We start from the raw sequence: 17,065 nt of genomic DNA, 5'->3' as shown, positions 1-17,065 counted from the left end.
TCTGACGGGCAGCCCATTTTTATGGAGTGACGGCTTGCTCTGAGCCGTCGTTCAGTCCCAACACCGTGATCTTCCGGTCTCGAATCTGGATGGTGTAATCCTGTCCCGACGGAAACCGCCAGAACAGTTCACGCTGGACCACGCGCTTGATCAGGTTGGTGTTCGCCGCAGTTGTGGACTGGAGCATCGTGTAAGCCAGATCCTCGGCTTCGTCTGTGAACCACTGGCGTTGTTGATCATAGGAACCGGCTTCGGAATCGTCGGACGGAGAAAACAACGCCGCTTCAAGGAAATCGACTAAGGCGACTGGGGTGATTTCGCAGGAAGCGACCACATGGACATCCGCTTCATCCAGCGAAACGTAATCTTCGGCCAAAACAACGACGTCTGTTTCGAGACACAGGTGTTTGTGACGTTCGCTAACCTCAAGCAGAATTGCCAACCGATCCGGTCTGTTGGTGAATTCAAATCTGTCTTCCGTCGTGACTTCCATCCACTTGCCTTCAAGGACTGCTCCATATCCCTTCAGTCTGATGCGTGGAAATTCATCATACCACTCATAGCCAATAAATGCCGGAACGGGTTCGTAGACACGCTCTGGCTCAATGCTCTGATTGATGGCGCGTGCGACATTCTGCTCTTCCACCGGTCCTTCAGAGTCGATGTAAAGGAAACCGTTGCACGCAACCGTTACAGGGTCACTCCTGTAGTTTTGGTCGTGGTTCGCCTGATCCGGAACAAAGAGACGCAACTGTTTCACGGCCTCCGGCAGTTCAACCCCGAGTTCCAACCCTCGGCTGTAATCTCTGAAGCTCAGGCTATGCTGGCCAGCGTTCTTAACCAGTTGGAAATAGATCTTGTGGATTCGAGCCTGCAGCTGGTGAAGAAACTCGTTTTCCACAACCTCCTTGCGTGCGGGCAGAACCAGTTTCAGGTCCACGCAGTGTGCCACATCAATCAGAACTTCAAAGCTGTGGTGAAATTCTTGCTGCAGCGTTGGCAGCGGCACATGCAACGTCACACCATGGAAATTGGCATTGTGGTAGAAACTTGAGTGAACCAGCGGTCGCCGGTGATACACGCCGATACGAATGCCACGCCATTCTTCGATGTGTTTTGCATCTGCCAGAAAATCGACGCGTTCCATCGCCTCGCCATTGAACGTGATATCGAGCGGGCAATACCTGGCGGCTTTCTTGACCGCCTCCGAAACAAAGTCCATGTTCCGCACGGGAAATGTCACGGCCATGCCACGATGATGGGAAGGGCCAACTTCGCCGACAATGCAGGCTTCACCGGAAAATGCCTCGGGGCTGGCCTGCAGCACCCAGGATGTATCGGTCCCTCGTTTTTGGGCAATCACTCGCGCGCCACGGTTTGCGAGGGCGAAGAAGCCCATGCCTGCGGCATCTTCTGATTGCGCAACATCGCGAGACCACGCGCTCCGACCAAGCTTGAACAGGATCTCTGGGCTATCAATGCCCGGGCCGTTGTCAGCAACGCAGATCGACGCGCCAAATTCCGGAGTTTCTGACTCGGTGATATGGACAGTCGTCGCGCCGCTGCGGCGGGCGTTTTGCAGCAATTCGTTCAGCACGTCATCAACGGAAGCGTTGAAGAGCCGGCTGACTTTGCTGATGCCGTCGTCATCAACGCGGGCGTGAAAAGAAAAGGTCATGAGATATTCTCCTGATGAGTTGAACACCCCGACAAAAAGTCTCCTTTTCCTTTACTGATCCGCCCGGCAACCGGGTCTTGCGTTGCGATTTTGAGAGGATATATGCAGACCGAACCAAGACCCCGTGCGGAGTATTTGACATGACCAGCTGGCCTGAACAGATTCCACATGACTTGCACATGGCGCTTGAATCGGCCCGAACGGACAACTGGCAGTTGGCGTTTCGTCGCTGGTCCAAAGGCCACGGCCTGAAGCTCAAGATCCAGTGGTATCGCGGGTTGCACGTCAACATGTCAAAACTGCATGAACGGCGCGCGGATGCGACACCACAAGACCACTGGGTGGTGCTACGGGACTGGCTATGCCGCCACGACGTCCCAGTTTCGAAGTATCTTGCGGAGTTTTCACAACCGGAGTGACAGAACAGGGCGGATCCAAAACGAAAAACAACGGGAAGGAAAAGCTGTGAGGCCATGTGTCCCGTCGTCGGGCGACAGACGGTAAATCTCCTTCCCGTCAAACACTTTATACCATAGTGCTAGACAAGGCTTAAACCGGCAATTGTCGAGATTTATCAGCAACCTCGGCGCTTCCCCTTCTTCAGAGATGGCGGGCCAGGTCGGCCACCACCCCTGCTTCCGTATTCATTCAGCCGCAATCGCCGCCTGCTCCTGCGCACCACCTTTTTGCTGCATGGCTGTGAGGATGCGCAGCGCATCTTCTTCCGGCTCGGCCGGCACGAACACCCGGAGCTGGTACTGGTGGATTTCCGTGAAGCATCCTAGGGACTTGAGCCAGGGGAGGCTGTCCTTCGAGACTCCCGTGAGTTCCAACCGCTGCCGTCCGGCCACACGCCGGCGCTTCAGGCTGATCCCACCACCGAGATCCACGGCACGATCCGTATCTATCACGATCCGAAGCAAGTCCACCGGCGTCGCCGCATCGAGGTCCATAAACTTGCCACGCAGGGCGGCCGCCTGGGTCTCGTCGATGGCGCGACCGAGCAAGGCAGGTCCCTCCTCCGGCTGCACCCGGTAAATCCGAGTATTGTCGCCGGGGATCTCCGTCCAAATTGGCAGGATCAGACCGGTCAGCAGGTGCAGTTTCTGCGTTTCTGTTTCGGGCAACTGCGCCACCTCCGCATCCCAGAGTGTCTTGAAGGTGGATGCTGCAACAGGCTCCCAGGCGGAGCGCACATACGCTTCTTCGGTCAGGAAGCTCTTCTTTGCCGGGCGGACCATCCGACGTTCCAACACCATTTCACCTTCATCGCCATAAACCTGCCGCGGTCGCTTACTGATCATCGCCACATTGCCCGAGCTTGCATTGCGCATGGGCGACAGATTTGGGTGATCTTCAAGAATGGTACCGGCGCTTCGATAAGACATCCTGTTTTCGATCGTGAGCGGCACCAGCGAGGTACTGGCACCGGTCTTGTCACACACGCGCAGCTCCTGTGCCGCGCCGGCCGTGATGCGATCCCCGCGCAGGGTTTCCAGGCCAACATCAAGCGTACCCGCCGCCAGTGCGCGCTCGATGGCAAGTTCGATCTTCTCCATAAACTCCGCAAAGATCGCATTCTGCATCGCGATCGGCAGGGCCAACACCCGGTTGAGAAAACGTTGGATGGGTGGCAGTTCTTCCAGCATAATGCCCTCGGGTGTCGTGAGTTTCAGGCCAGTCCAGTTGGTGAACTCATCGTAGCTCATTGCGGGACAATCGCCGCGGACAAGATCGCCATAAAGGCTGCGGAGACAACCCCGAGCGATCGGACTTTCCAGATTGTCGCTGGCCCGGAACATGCCCTGAGAGGCGGTTTCCCGCTGCCCCTTGGTCAGCGCGCCCAACGTGTCCAGACGCCGGGCGATCGTCGAGGTAAAACGCTTCTCGCCATGGACGTCCGATGTGCAGACCCGGAAAAACGGTGCCGATACCTGCGCCGCCCGGTGGGTGCGCCCAAGACCCTGAATGGCTGCATCCGCGCGCCATCCCGGCTCCAGCAGGTAGTGGCGTCGACGTGCCTGGTTCTTCGCCGATTGCGCGGCGTGATAAGACCGGCCGGTCCCACCCGCATCAGAAAAGATCAACACGGACTTGTCGCCACTCATGAACGCCCTGGTTTCGGCGGAATTGGCACTGGCGCCGCGCCGCTCGATCCGCAGATTGCCCGCGTCGTCTTTCACCGGGCGCTGGCTCCGCCCCGTCACTTCCCTGACAATCTCCGGACCAAAGGCCCAGATGATTTGATCCAACGCGGAGGGAACGGCGGCCAGCAGCATAATCTCTTCCAGTGCCGCCTCCCGTAGTGCCACCGCTTCGCGCGAGATCACGAGCTGACCCTGCTCGTCGCGCAAGGGCTGCGACAGAACTGACCCATCCTCCTGCTCGATAAGGACTTGCTGGGTAATCGGAAAGGCGCGCTCGAGGTAGCCAACCACGTAGTCCCGAGGCGTTAAGGATCCCTCCGTCAAATCCTCGTCGGGATCAAGCGTTTCGAGCCGCCGCTTCAGCAAGGCCTCGCCGGTTGAGACAATCTGTACCACGGGCGCAAAACCCACCTCGATGTCCGAGCGGATCTGTTCGATCACGGCCGGAGCCTTGAGGCCCTGCAGAAGGTGGTTGAAGAAGCGTTGCTTGGTGCTCTCAAATGCGGAGATTGCCGCTGATCGCGCAGCCCCAGCCGCCTTTGCGGCACCCTCGCCGTCTGTGTTGGTGATCCCGGTTACTTCCAGTGCCGCCTGCAGATTGGTGTGAATCGTTTTGAACGCGGACGCATAGGTGTCGTACATCTCGACCTGCCCGGGCGTGAGGGCGTGTTCAAGGATGTCATATTCGACCCCTTCGAAACTCAGCGCGCGAGCCGTGTAGAGGCCGAGGGCCTTCAGGTCGCGGGCAACCACTTCCATGGCTGCCACACCCCCGGCTTCCATAGCGCTCACGAATTGAGCACGGGACGGGAACGGATATTCAGGCCCCTGCCCCCAGAGCCCCAGGCGGGACGCATAAGCAAGGTTGGAGACCTCCGTAGCCCCCGTGGCCGAAACGTAAAGCACCCGGGCGCGAGGAACGGCGTTCTGCAGCCGCAGACCGGCCAGCCCCTGTTGCGAGGCTGCTTTCACACCGCGATAGCCTTTGCTGCCACCGGCATTCTGCATCTCATGGGCTTCGTCGAAAGCAATCACGCCATCGAAATCGTCGCCCAACCAGCGCAAAATCTGGTCCAGTCGACGGGCACCGCTCTGGCCAACAGAGCGCAGGGTGGCATAGGTGCAGAAGAGAATGCCCTGCGAAAGATTGATCTCTTCGTCCGGTTTCCACCGGCTGATCGCGTGGATGTCGCTCTGGCCTCCGCCGATATCGGTCCAGTCCCTGACAGAATCCTCGATCAGTGTCTGGCTCTTCGAAACCCAACAGGCCTTACGACGGCCTGCAAGCCATCCGGCCAGAATAGTCCCGGCCACCTGGCGGCCCTTGCCGCAGCCGGTACCGTCCCCGAGAAAGTAACCCTGCCGGATCGCCAGCGCGCCTTCTGTATCGTCCGACCGGACCAGCGTGTCCTCATCGTCGCGGACAAACCGCCCCGGCAGATCCGTCGAGAACGAAGTTTCCGCCATAAGGATGGTTTCGAGCTGGGCCTCGGACAACACGCCCTCCGTGACCAGCTTTTGCGGCAGCGACAGCACTTCGCCCTTTGGCAGTGGCGGATGAACCGAGCCCATGGCCAGGCTTTCGACCAGCGGTGAAGGATGCGGCTGTGAGCCCTCAATCGAGATCCGCTGCGGCGCGTAATTGGCATAGACATCCGATATGGGCTTGTTGGCCCGAGGCTCACTGTAGGTCTCCACTTTGAGCGGTGCGGTTACATTTGCGGTGACGCTGCTTTGGCCCGGCAACATCAACTTCCGACCGCGAGAAGCGGGTTGTGCCGCAGGTTTAAGGCTGCGCGTGGGTTTCTTTGCTGCTGGGGCTGCCAGCTGCACCCGTGGTGGGCAAGCGTCCCGCAAGACCGAGAGAGCGGTTTCCAGATCAACGCAGCTGTGAACAGGGCAGTCTTTCCCCTCCCCTGCCCCAGATTTGTCCAGGACCAACAGATCGGTTCTGACGGACGCGCCCATCTTCCGGAACATGGCGCGCGGCAGATGCAGGCGCAGGACCGGAGCGGCCTGATAGCAGATCCGACGCCACAAACCCGCATCTCCACTGGCGGAGACCGATGGTGGCACAATTGCAACGAGACGCCCACCGGGACGGAGCGCCTTCAATGCCGACAACACATGGCGCGCAGCAATGGTCGGATCAGATCGGGTGGCACTGGAGGCAAAGGGTGGGTTCATCAGAACGACGCTCGGTGCAAGTCGCTCGTCGATCAGATCCGCAATGAATTCCGCATCATGGTCCGTGACCGCCTGACCATTGGCCACCTGCAGGAGAGTGCGTCTCTGCGGGTCCAACTCGTTCAGCAGCAGCTTCGCCCCCTGCCCCTGCGCCATGACCGCCAGGGCTCCGGTCCCGGCGGAGGGCTCGAGGATCAGGTCATCCGGCCGGATCTGGGCCGCGCAAGAGGCAACAAAAGCCAGATCAAGCGGAGTGCTGAATTGTTGAAGTTGCAGCTGGCGTTCAGAACGGCGTGTTTCCGTGGGCAGGCGACCCATCAGTGCAGACAGTTGTGCAAGGGTTCGTTGCGGGTTCCGGGCATCGACCTGCACAATACGGCCGGCAGCGATCTGCATGAGGTCGAAGGCCAAGCGCCAGGTCCACGCCCCACTTGCATCACTGCCGCCCAAGCCTCGGGTCATCACGTCGCTCAGACGGCGGGTATCAAGAGTGTGGTTCTGAATTCGGGATTTCAGGGTTGCGATCAGCTCGCGGGTTTTTCCAGTGGGAAGCATTGGATTCTGCCTTTTTCCATGAATGAAAATCGGCAAAAAAGAAGTCTTCTCTTACTTTTTAGACTTTTTGGGGTCGGCCTTCAGCCGCTCGGGACGATGGGAATTGGTGTCACGCATCCAAACGTGTTTCCGGATGTCATGGATCGCGAGGGTTTGGCCAGGGTAAGCGGCTCTGATGCGCTCCAACGCGTCCTCTTCACTGGGTCGTTTGACAATATGCTTTATTCTACCTGCGCGGTCCGCAGTGAACGTGATTTCAAAAAAGACCTCTTCAATGCGCATCCCACTTATTGCCTTTAGACATTCAGTTGATTGGCATAAATGCGGGCATTGGTATTGGTATCAGCCGGAGCCGTTGTTACAGCTTCAAACAGAAACAGGGCGCAGCGGCGGCGATGAACCGATGAACCGATGAACCGATGAACCGATGAACCGATGAACCGATGAACCGATGAACCGATGAACCGATGAACCGATGAACCGATGAACCGATGAACCGATGAACCGATGAACCGATGAACCGATGAACCGATGAACCGATGAACCGATGAACCGATGAACCGATGAACCGATGGTTCCGCCTGGTGCGCAAGACCAAAAGCCGAATTTATTGCGAAAACCGGCGATTTTTGAGCGAGCATTCGAAGGCCAATCAATTCGTTTCAAACGTAACACTAGAACCAGCTTACTGTCCTGGGAAATACTCCGATGCTATATTTAAATAGACACCTGCTATGGTGCGCCTTGCCCTGTTAGGCTTTCCTTTTGTCAACACGGCCTAGTCTTGTGTCTTGTCCCCGTAAAACTGTGCCAAAGTTGGCTTAGTTTTGGAGACGGGATTGATGGCGCGGAAGCGGTATTCGGACGAAGATATCTTGCGGCTTTTGCGTGAGATTGAGCTGAGCCTGGCGTCTGGTTCGGATGTTGCGACGGCATGCAGAACGGCTGGTGTCAGTGACGCGACCTATTACACATGGCGCAAACGGTTTGGTGGCATGGGACGATCAGAGATGGCCAATCTAAAGGCACTGCAGAAAGAGAATGATCGCCTCAAGAAGATTGTGGCGGAGCTTGAGCTGGACAAGCTCATTCTCAAGGAGAGCCTCGATTATTTAAAGCCGAAGGCCTGACGGCAGACCAGCTTCGTCAGGCCGCGGTCCATACCCGACAAAAGCTGGCCACATCTGAACGGCGCACCTGCCGTGTGATCGGGTTGGCGCGGAGTACACTGCAATACAGGGCAGTCCCAAAGGATGATGAGGCTTTGCGCCTAGCGATGATCCGGCTGGCCAAGCAATATGGGCGTTATGGCTACCGCAAGGTCGCCGAACTGCTGCACATGGAGGGCTGGCGGGTTAATCACAAGAAGGTGGAGCGTCTCTGGCGCGAAGAAGGATTACAGCTCCCACAGCGGCATAGGAAGCGACGACGGCTATATCACAAGGACAGCTCGGTAATCCGCTTGAGGCCAACCCATCCGAACCATGTCTGGGCGATCGACTTCGTGCACGACAAGCTCAGCAATGGGCGCAGCTACAAGATGTTAACGGTGCTGGATGAGTACACACGCGAGGCGCTCTGCGTAGCGGTCAAACCGAAGATGAACAGCGCAGACGTACTGGATGCGCTGTACCCACTGTTACTACAGCGCGGGAAGCCGGAATACATTCGTTCCGACAATGGCGCGGAGTTCATCGCGGTGTCCCTGCAAGACTGGCTGAGAAAGGTCGGGATCAAGCCGATCCAGATCTATCCGGGATCGCCTTGGGAGAACGGATACAACGAGCGCTTCAACGGCACACTGCGCCGCGAAGTCCTCAATACCGAGTGGTTCCACACCACCCAGCAGGCGCAGATCGTCATCAATACATGGCTCAGACAGTACAATCGGGTCCGGCCCCATCAGGCCCTAAACATGCATCCGCCCATTCCAGAAACTCTGCTTAAAACTGGCCCATAGAAATGGGGCTGGACACTTGGGGGTAAGCTTTTCGACACTGTGCTGTAGCAGACTTTACGCTCAGTTTTTGTTTCTCCAGTCGAGCCTGGGCCTCACTGAGCTTTTGCCTTTCTTCGGAAATGTCGATAGCGACAGGTGTCTCTTGGACGCGTAGCCGAGTTTCCTGGCAGACCCTGACCTTACTGTCAAAACCAGCACATGCATAGGTATGTAAATACGGCACCTCTTGAGTATGAATTGCATAGCCTCGAGCAATGTTTCCTTCAAAGAACGCAATCGTCTCCATTGTGTTTCGCAATGGCGCATTGATACTGGCGATACACTGCTCGTAAGGCGTCGTACACGCCGCTAAGATGATCGCGGTGGCGACAAAAACAGCAGGATTACACAAAGAGGTTTTCATATCTTGGGTTTTGTCTGAGCTCTCCAGACTGAAACAGGGTGCAGCTCGGAGATTTGTTGGAAACTAGCCATCTACTGGCACGCAAGCAGCAAAGTCGTTTTCGTCAAAGACAATCTCATCGACTGAATAAGGTGGGCCATTGAACCACGATTGGTCCTGTCGGGCATCCACTTTAATAGCAGCAATTACGCGGCTCCCAATATCGGTGCAAAGCCAGTATCCTGTCGAGGTTCTGAACCGCCTACCGACTTCAAAGTCTGTTTGTTTCATAGTCGAACCCTCGGGCCTTTGTTGGAATTCTCTGCGTTGATCCGCTTCGCTGAGACGACGCGGGCTTTCGACCATCCTCCCGCCTCTTCGTCTGCGATCGATGCGAACAAATGAGATAGCGCAGGTCACTTTCTAAACGGCCAAACCATAGTTGGGGCCTATCAAAAAATAGTGCCTCAACACTTCTTTATGCAGCAACCTGGTCTTACGATTTGCGCGTCGACATCGTCGGATACCGACCGCAAGTGGAACGGTGTCGTTAGGTACAGGAAGAGATGTAGAGTCGTGACCGTAGATCCAAATGACAAATCCGCAGAGTTAGCCAACGAGCGGGCGCACCTTTGGGCTCTATGGCACGGTTTTCAAGATGCCGAAGAGCTGGAGGAATGGGGCGAAGAAGCCGAGCGTGAAAGACTGGCTGAGCTGACGTCCAGGAAAGGTGCACGAGGTTAGCAAGGCACCCAAAAAGGCTTCAGCAACGGGATTTTGGAAACAGGAGCGTCAAGCCTGGAAACAAGCCGCCCAATACTTGGGCGGCTTGCCGTAGTGCTGTTTACTCAGCGGCGATCGCCACCTCGTCTGCGTCGTCTTCCTGCTCTTCCTCTTCGATCGGCGCATGTGCCATCAAATCCGGAGCCCAGGTCGTGACGTCCTCAAACTGGCTCGGGGTCAACGTGGCAAAAGGTTCCGCGAAAAGCTTGCCCATGTAATCGACCAGTTTGGACTTCTTGCCATCCGCATAGACCGACGCTTCTGATGTGAGCCCAACGTCGCGCAGGATCTGCACGAGGTCCGGCTTGGTCAGGCGACCGAGGAAGCACGCGTCCGGGGTCCAGACGTCGCGGATGTTGGGCAGTGCTTCCCGTTCGACCGCTTCGCGCACTTCGTTCTGCAAGCCAGGGGCGGTTTTTGGATCCAGCGTCTGCGCCACTGCATAGGCCAGCAGTGCGGCTCGTGCATCGGTCGACAAAGCCCGGAAGGCAACGAAGCTTTCGACGCCGCCCAATTCCAGCCAGTCGGTGTCCAGACCTTCGTACAAAGTCGTCAGCGCCTCTTCGATTTGCAGGAGGCTGCCTTCCGGCTCTTGCGGTCCAAAACTTCCAGGTCGCGCCGACAAGGTGGTGGCATTGGCGAAAAACCTCCCTGCCCCGCCGATGACCTGCCGGATCAGCGTGAACTCCGAATAGTCGCGCGCCAGTTCCGGGAATTGTGCCAACGCCAACCCCATTGCCCGAGTCCGGACATGAGCCATGTCGTCGTTGAGCTTCGCCGAGATCTTCGGGCCGGTCTGCTCCGGCGCGGTGCCGCTCAAGGTCGTTGCGCCTGACGCTTTACCGGCCCCTTCATCCTCCGGAAGGTCTTCAGGGCGAATATAGCCAATGTAGTATTTGATGCTGTCATGCTCCCATGCAGCAATAACGCCAGCGTTTGCGCAGTCTTCCGTGCTGTACCCGGTGGTCAGCTGCTCGTATTCGGCATTCAGCGCTTCGTGCTTATCATCAAGGCGGCTTTCCTCCTCGTAGCTCTCCGCCCCTTCGCACTCCTCGGCCAGGGCATCCATCTGCTCGATCAACTGGTCCGCCTTGGCTTGTGCGTCCTCATCAAGATCCAACGCGGTCGGATACACGCGCCCGTAATCGCTGAAGGTATCCCAGCCAACGTCGGTGCGTCCCTCGGACCAGGCGAAGCCCAATGCCTCGCGCTTCTGCTCCGCCAGATCACTCAGCTTCTGGTCCAGCAGTTTGTTGATCAGCGTACTTGTCTTGGCCCCCTAAAACTGTGCCACAGTTGGCTTAGTTTTGGAGACGGGATTGATGGCGCGGAAACGGTATTCGGACGAAGATATTCTGCGGCTTTTGCGCGAGATTGAGCTGGGCCTGGCATCTGGTTCGGATGTCGCGACGGCGTGCAGAACGGCTGGTGTCAGTGATGCGACCTATTACACATGGCGCAAGCGGTTTGGTGGGATGGGACGATCTGAGATGGCCAATCTGAAGGCACTGCAGAAAGAGAATGATCGGCTCAAGAAGATCGTGGCCGAGCTTGAACTGGACAAGCTCATTCTCAAGGAGAGCCTTGATTATCTAAAGCCGAAGGCCTGACGGCAGACCAGCTTCGTCAGGCCGTGATGCATACCCGACAAAAGCTGGCAACCTCTGAACGGCGCACCTGTCGCGTGATTGGATTGGCGCGGAGCACGCTGCAATACCGCGCAGCGCCAAAGGATGATGAGGCGTTACGTCTGGCGATGATCCGATTGGCCAAACGGTATGGGCGCTACGGCTACCGCAAGGTCGCCGAGCTGCTGCGTGTCGAAGGCTGGGCAGTCAATCATAAAAAGATCGAACGACTATGGCGCGAAGAAGGCTTGCAGCTCCCACAACGGCACAAGAAACGCAAACGGCTGTACCACAAGGACAGCTCGATCATCCGGCTCCGACCGCAACATCCCAATCACATCTGGAGCATTGACTTTGTCCACGACAAGCTGAGCAACGGACAGAGCTACAAGATGCTGACGGTGCTGGATGAGTATACCCGTGAGGCGCTCTGCGTAGCGGTCAAGCCGAAGATGAACAGCGCAGACGTGCTGGATGCGCTCTACCCACTCTTATTGCGGCACGGGAAGCCCGAACACATCCGTTCCGACAACGGCGCGGAGTTCATCGCAACGGCCCTGCAGACCTGGTTAAGAAAGGTGGGCATTAAGCCGATCCAAATCTACCCGGGATCACCTTGGGAGAATGGATACAACGAGCGCTTCAATGGCACTCTGCGCCGGGAAGTCCTCAACGCAGAATGGTTCCACACCACCAAACAGGCTCAGATCGTCATCAATACCTGGCTTAGACAGTACAATCGTGTCAGACCCCATCAGGCTCTAAACATGCGACCGCCCGTTCCAGAAACCTTGCTCAAAACTGGCCCATAGAATTGGGGCTGGACAGGCGCACCTGTCGCGTGATTGGATTGGCGCGGAGCACGCTGCAATACCGCGCAGCGCCAAAGGATGATGAGGCGTTACGTCTGGCGATGATCCGATTGGCCAAACGGTATGGGCGCTACGGCTACCGCAAGGTCGCCGAGCTGCTGCGTGTCGAAGGCTGGGCAGTCAATCATAAAAGATCGAACGACTATGGCGCGAAGAAGGCTTGCAGCTCCCACAACGGCACAAGAAACGCAAACGGCTGTACCACAAGGACAGCTCGATCATCCGGCTCCGACCGCAACATCCCAATCACATCTGGAGCATTGACTTTGTCCACGACAAGCTGAGCAACGGACAGAGCTACAAGATGCTGACGGTGCTGGATGAGTATACCCGTGAGGCGCTCTGCGTAGCGGTCAAGCCGAAGATGAACAGCGCAGACGTGCTGGATGCGCTCTACCCACTCTTATTGCGGCACGGGAAGCCCGAACACATCCGTTCCGACAACGGCGCGGAGTTCATCGCAACGGCCCTGCAGACCTGGTTAAGAAAGGTGGGCATTAAGCCGATCCAAATCTACCCGGGATCACCTTGGGAGAATGGATACAACGAGCGCTTCAATGGCACTCTGCGCCGGGAAGTCCTCAACGCAGAATGGTTCCACACCACCAAACAGGCTCAGATCGTCATCAATACCTGGCTTAGACAGTACAATCGTGTCAGACCCCATCAGGCTCTAAACATGCGACCGCCCGTTCCAGAAACCTTGCTCAAAACTGGCCCATAGAATTGGGGCTGGACAACAGGATGCTGTCCTCTTCGATCAGATCGATAACCACTTCACCACCAGCCTCGCGATATTCGTCAATCACAAATGCGCCCAGCTTGTCGCCCACCCGCACGAAGCGGTCGCGGAACGCGCCCTTGACACGCCAGGCACCGACGTGACCGTGGTCCTGCAGGAGGGCATTGAAAGTCTCAGCCTGAACATCCGGATCCGGATGTGCATCGAAGGCTTTCAGAGCTTCGAGATCGAGTTTGCCCTCGCGATAGGCGGCACGGATCTCCGGATGGATATTACCCAGGCGTAGGGCTTCCAACACTTTGCGTTCCGGGATGGCAAAGGCGCGGGCGATGGCATCCACCCCCTGCCCGTCCTGGTCGCGCATCGCCGTGAAGGCCTCGTAGCGGTCCAACATGTCCATCGGCATCTGCAAAGCATTCTCCGAATAGCTGATGCTACTGATGGCGGAATCCTCGGCAGGGATTTCGCGGCAGGCGATTTTCATGGTCTTGGTGAACCCTTTCGCGCCCTTGTCCGCAGCCAGCGTGATCAGCGCAGCGCGTCGGCGCCCGCCACCCACGACACCATAGGTGCCATCTTCAAGCTGCTGAATAATCAGCGGCTGCAGGAGACCATGCGTCAGGATGTTTGCAGCCAAGGGCTGGATCTGATCTTCCGAGTAGCTGTCGGGCGTGCCAGCACGAACATTGCGCGGGTGCAGAACCAGTTTGTTGAGCGGGATCTGAACGTTTTTATATGTCGGTTTCATTTTGAGTTCCTTTGGAAAAGTTTCTCGATCCCCTTTCCGGGATCACAAATTCCAAAGGCCCTCTTTCACTCCTAGAGGTGGGACGGTTCGGCTGGGAAACATCCCGAGACAGAGGCACAACGGCAGGTTACTTCCTGTCAGAACGCTGCGTTTGACGGAGGTTGCGACGTTTGATGATGGAACTGGCACCTCTGTTCAACAGATAGAAAACCCAGTGCGTTCAGCACCACGGTGAAACAAAGTGCCTCAGAACAAGGGTGGGTATTGGTTGGTTCGGCATTCAGCGAACCGGCCGCTTTCGGAACAACAGCCACAGCAGAACAATGGAACCGAGCGGCGACCAAACCAACGCCAGCATCCACCAGATAAGGGGACTCTGACCGCGGTCACGGGCCATCTTGGCAATGGTGGAGAAAAAGACCCAAAATCCACCGATAATGAGGCATGCGACGATGATAAGCTCAGATTGCGTAGACATGGTTACCTCACGTCGAGTGTTCTTGTTTGCAGACATTCCTCAGAGCGATTTCAGAAGCTCCAAACATACATGTGGAACACTGAGCCCATGCAAGCGGCCTTCTGAACAACAGACAGTCACACATCTACTGCTTGCTAAGCTGGTGCTGCCCACCCTAGTCACTTTTTACACGGCCAAACCATAGTCAGGGCCTATTAAAAAATAGCACCTCAACACTTCTACCTGGTCTTACGATCTGGGCATTGTCACAGGGCAATATCACGCTGCCAAGAAGTGCCAGGAGCCCGAAAGACCAGATGCTTACGATTACGACGCGACAATTACGGGAACAAAACAGCAAAAGGACGTTTGTTGGGCATGTCATCAGAATCCCCTTCGATAATGCAACGGGGGCGAGCATCTACCATCTTGGCATAACACTTGAAGATGGAACGCCGGTTGGCTTGTTAACATCTGCAACAGGGGATGTGTTACGTAAATGGAAACGCTTGGATGCGATCGAGGAATTCCTGGATTCAATGTCTGAACGCTTAATCGGCATTACGCTTTATCCCTCGACATGCCCAGAACCCGCAGTCGTCAACATGCTGATCAAACAGTATGGGCTGGAACGGAAGTTAAATTTGGCAACGATCGAAAGCGAACGCAAAAGCCTTCTAGCTGCTCTCCGCCCGCGCCGTTGCCTGGATTGAGCTCAACCCATACCAGCGCAGGTGGACCTTGGGTGACCAGGGCTACAGAGCCACAACTCACTGCATTCGGAGCCTCGCTTAGATCGCGCGACGACCATGCGCAGAAAGCGGACGTGTTTATCGATGGCTATTAGCCAAACACAACACCACTGTAAGCAGGCAGAGCACGCATTATACAAATGTCTGGAAACTGATCTGTCGGAGACTGTGAGCCCATTGAGGTTTTCAGGTTCTGCCGAAGAGCTTTTCAATATCGGCAAGTTTCAATTCCACATAGGTCGGCCGCCCATGGTTGCATTGGCCGGAATGAGGCGTTGCCTCCATTTCACGTAAAAGAGCGTTCATTTCTTCTGCGCGCATCCAACGCCCCGATCGAATAGATCCGTGACAAGCAACACGGCTCAGGATCGCGTCGATCTTAGCTTGTACGACTTGGCTTTCACCCTGGTCTGAGAGTTCGTCCAAAACGTCGAGAAGTAAGGAACGTGCATCGACTTCACCCAAAATAGCAGGTGTCTCTCGCACAGCGATGGCGCTTCCCCCAAATTGTTCGATGGTCAATCCCACACCACTGAGCTCCTTGGCCACTTCCATCAATCGAGAGCAATCTTTCTCCGAAAGCTCCACGATCTCCGGAATCAAAAGCGCTTGGGCTGCGATGCCATCTTTCGCCATCTGGTGTTTAAGTTTCTCGTAAACCAGTCTTTCATGTGCCGCATGTTGATCCACGATCACCATGCCATCAGATGTCTGCGCGATAATATAGTTTTCATGCACCTGCCCGCGAGCAGCACCAAGCGGAAGGCTTTCTGTTTGCACTTCAGCTTCTTGGATAGGTGCTGGCTCAGATGCGGGAGAACTTTCTTGAACCCGGCGCTCCAGAGTGTTTCCACTCAGCTCATTGGCAAGGTCTTCAAACGCAGGAGCTTGAGCCTGGTATGTCGCCGTCCGCGCCGCCTTGGATGGCCTATCCATTTGATAGCCTCGGGCTGGGCCAGACCTAATTGGCTCTGGCCTCATTGCACCCAACGTTGCATCAGAAACAGTGGTTGACGCCCTGTGCCCTGCATCAGCCAGAGAATGCTTCAAAGCCGAAACGATCAACCCACGGGCCACACCTGGGTCGCGGAACCTAACCTCAGATTTCGCAGGATGCACGTTGACGTCCACCAGGGTGGGATCGCAGTCTATGAAGAGTGCCGCAGCGGGGTGGCGATCGCGACTTAGAAAATCGGAATAAGCCGCCCGAAGCGCCCCTATCAACATCTTGTCACGTACCGGTCGACCGTTGACGAAAAGGAACTGCGCCACTGCAGCGCCTCGGGAATATGTTGGAAGAGCCGCATACCCATAAAGCCGAAGTCCATCTCGTGTCGCATCGATCCGCAATGCGTTGTCCGCGAAGTCTTTGCCCAGCACCTTCGCAAGCCTGGCGTGCAGTGCATCAAACAAGTCGCCACTCTCACGATCTGCTCGGAAGACAACACGTCCCTCGCCTCCACCAGACACGTCTCGCAAGACAAACGTAATTGAGGGTTCGGTCATGGAGAGCCGCTTAACAACATCTGAAATCGCTTGTGCCTCTGCACGATCAGTACGCATGAACTTCAGGCGTGCTGGAGTTGCAAAGAACAGATCACGGAGTTCCACAACTGTGCCGGTGCGTAGGGCCGCGGGCTTTACAGCTTCCATGTTTCCACCAGAAATGTGAATTGAGGCTGCTTCTCCATCTGCCACACGACTTGTGATTGTCAGACGCCCCACGGCTCCAAGAGAAGGCAGAGCCTCTCCACGAAACCCAAAGGTGTTAATGTTCAGTAAGTCGGATCCGTCAATCTTGGACGTTGCATGACGAGCCAGGGCTAACGGCAAATCCTCGGCCGGTATCCCGTACCCATCGTCAGTGACACGGATCAGTGTTTTGCCGCCGTCAGCAATATCGATTGTAACCCGGGTCGCCATCGCATCGATCGCGTTCTCGACCAGTTCCTTCACAGCCGACGCCGGGCGCTCAACCACTTCGCCGGCAGCGATGCGGTTTATCGCTGCATCATCGAGTTGCTGGATACGCGGAGGAACTTTGGATTCGATACTCTCACTGATCATCTCGAAGGCTCCTGCAAAATTGCAATTCACGAAATTCCAATCTTGGAACGTTGTAGAACAAAGTAGAACAAAAGAGGAACTGTGGCAATCGTTTGTCCAAGACAGGG

12 protein-coding genes and 3 pseudogenes are annotated in these 17,065 nt (G+C 56.3%); 7 read left to right on the top strand and 8 right to left on the bottom strand.

The window, feature by feature from the left end; genetic code table 11:
- Positions 1–19 precede the first annotated feature (19 nt).
- The gene (locus tag ACR3ES_RS25540) at positions 20–1,678 is read right to left on the bottom strand and encodes an ATP-binding protein (protein ID WP_480426032.1); all 1,659 of its coding nucleotides are present in this window, start codon (positions 1,676–1,678) and stop codon (positions 20–22) included.
- A gap of 140 nt (positions 1,679–1,818) precedes the next feature.
- Here ACR3ES_RS25540 and ACR3ES_RS25535 point away from each other — a divergent pair, with 140 nt between their 5' ends.
- The gene (locus ACR3ES_RS25535) at positions 1,819–2,097 is read left to right on the top strand and encodes a hypothetical protein (protein ID WP_480426033.1); all 279 of its coding nucleotides are present in this window, start codon (positions 1,819–1,821) and stop codon (positions 2,095–2,097) included.
- Positions 2,098–2,322: 225 nt separating this feature from the next.
- Here the strand turns inward: ACR3ES_RS25535 and ACR3ES_RS25530 are convergent, their stop codons facing one another.
- Together ACR3ES_RS25530 and ACR3ES_RS25525 are read right to left on the bottom strand one after the other, a co-directional pair.
- Complete coding sequence (locus ACR3ES_RS25530; protein WP_480426034.1) at positions 2,323–6,567, bottom strand: strawberry notch-like NTP hydrolase domain-containing protein; 4,245 nt, start codon at positions 6,565–6,567, stop codon at positions 2,323–2,325.
- A gap of 296 nt (positions 6,568–6,863) precedes the next feature.
- On the bottom strand, positions 6,864–7,208 hold the full coding sequence (locus tag ACR3ES_RS25525) for a hypothetical protein (RefSeq protein WP_480426035.1): 345 nt from the start codon (positions 7,206–7,208) through the stop codon (positions 6,864–6,866).
- Positions 7,209–7,409: 201 nt separating this feature from the next.
- Here ACR3ES_RS25525 and ACR3ES_RS25520 point away from each other — a divergent pair.
- Positions 7,410–8,527: pseudogene (locus ACR3ES_RS25520) on the top strand (IS3 family transposase).
- On the opposite strand, the gene ACR3ES_RS25515 reads toward ACR3ES_RS25520, so the two are convergent.
- The gene (locus ACR3ES_RS25515; RefSeq protein ID WP_480458735.1) at positions 8,511–8,930 is read right to left on the bottom strand and encodes a hypothetical protein; all 420 of its coding nucleotides are present in this window, start codon (positions 8,928–8,930) and stop codon (positions 8,511–8,513) included. The pseudogene ACR3ES_RS25520 and the gene ACR3ES_RS25515 overlap by 17 nt on opposite strands.
- Positions 8,931–8,993: 63 nt before the next feature.
- The gene (locus tag ACR3ES_RS25510) at positions 8,994–9,200 is read right to left on the bottom strand and encodes a hypothetical protein (protein WP_480634817.1); all 207 of its coding nucleotides are present in this window, start codon (positions 9,198–9,200) and stop codon (positions 8,994–8,996) included.
- A gap of 285 nt (positions 9,201–9,485) precedes the next feature.
- Between ACR3ES_RS25510 and ACR3ES_RS25505 the strand changes: the two genes are divergently transcribed.
- Positions 9,486–9,653 (top strand): hypothetical protein, encoded by a 168-nt coding sequence (locus ACR3ES_RS25505; RefSeq protein WP_480426037.1) that lies wholly within the window; start codon positions 9,486–9,488, stop codon positions 9,651–9,653.
- Positions 9,654–9,753: 100 nt separating this feature from the next.
- Here ACR3ES_RS25505 and ACR3ES_RS25500 read toward each other — a convergent pair whose 3' ends face one another.
- Positions 9,754–10,893 (bottom strand): hypothetical protein, encoded by a 1,140-nt coding sequence (locus ACR3ES_RS25500; RefSeq protein WP_480426038.1) that lies wholly within the window; start codon positions 10,891–10,893, stop codon positions 9,754–9,756.
- Between the two features lie 121 nt (positions 10,894–11,014).
- Between ACR3ES_RS25500 and ACR3ES_RS25495 the strand changes: the two are divergent.
- From ACR3ES_RS25495 to ACR3ES_RS25485, 3 genes and pseudogenes are all read left to right on the top strand, one after another.
- Positions 11,015–12,132 (top strand): annotated as a pseudogene (locus tag ACR3ES_RS25495) (IS3 family transposase).
- A gap of 29 nt (positions 12,133–12,161) precedes the next feature.
- Positions 12,162–12,314 (top strand): annotated as a pseudogene (locus ACR3ES_RS25490) (IS3 family transposase); the annotation flags it as partial.
- Positions 12,315–12,352: 38 nt separating this feature from the next.
- On the top strand, positions 12,353–12,916 hold the full coding sequence (locus tag ACR3ES_RS25485; protein WP_480473559.1) for an IS3 family transposase: 564 nt from the start codon (positions 12,353–12,355) through the stop codon (positions 12,914–12,916).
- Here ACR3ES_RS25485 and ACR3ES_RS25480 read toward each other — a convergent pair.
- Entirely contained in the window at positions 12,900–13,682 is a 783-nt protein-coding gene (locus ACR3ES_RS25480; RefSeq protein ID WP_480426039.1) for a ParB/RepB/Spo0J family partition protein, read from the bottom strand. The genes ACR3ES_RS25485 and ACR3ES_RS25480 overlap by 17 nt on opposite strands.
- 774 nt (positions 13,683–14,456) lie before the next feature.
- Here ACR3ES_RS25480 and ACR3ES_RS25475 point away from each other — a divergent pair.
- Positions 14,457–14,852, top strand: coding sequence for a hypothetical protein (locus ACR3ES_RS25475; protein ID WP_480426041.1), 396 nt, complete (start codon positions 14,457–14,459; stop codon positions 14,850–14,852).
- Positions 14,853–15,077: 225 nt separating this feature from the next.
- Here ACR3ES_RS25475 and mutL read toward each other — a convergent pair whose 3' ends face one another.
- A complete protein-coding gene (gene mutL, locus ACR3ES_RS25470; protein ID WP_480426042.1) occupies positions 15,078–16,958 on the bottom strand; it encodes a DNA mismatch repair endonuclease MutL in 1,881 nt (626 codons plus the stop codon).
- Between the last annotated feature and the right edge of the window lie 107 nt (positions 16,959–17,065).

Source organism: Ruegeria sp. B1, assembly GCF_056535885.1.
Note: the sequence above shows the minus strand (reverse complement) of the source record. Positions and strands in the feature narration are given on the sequence as shown.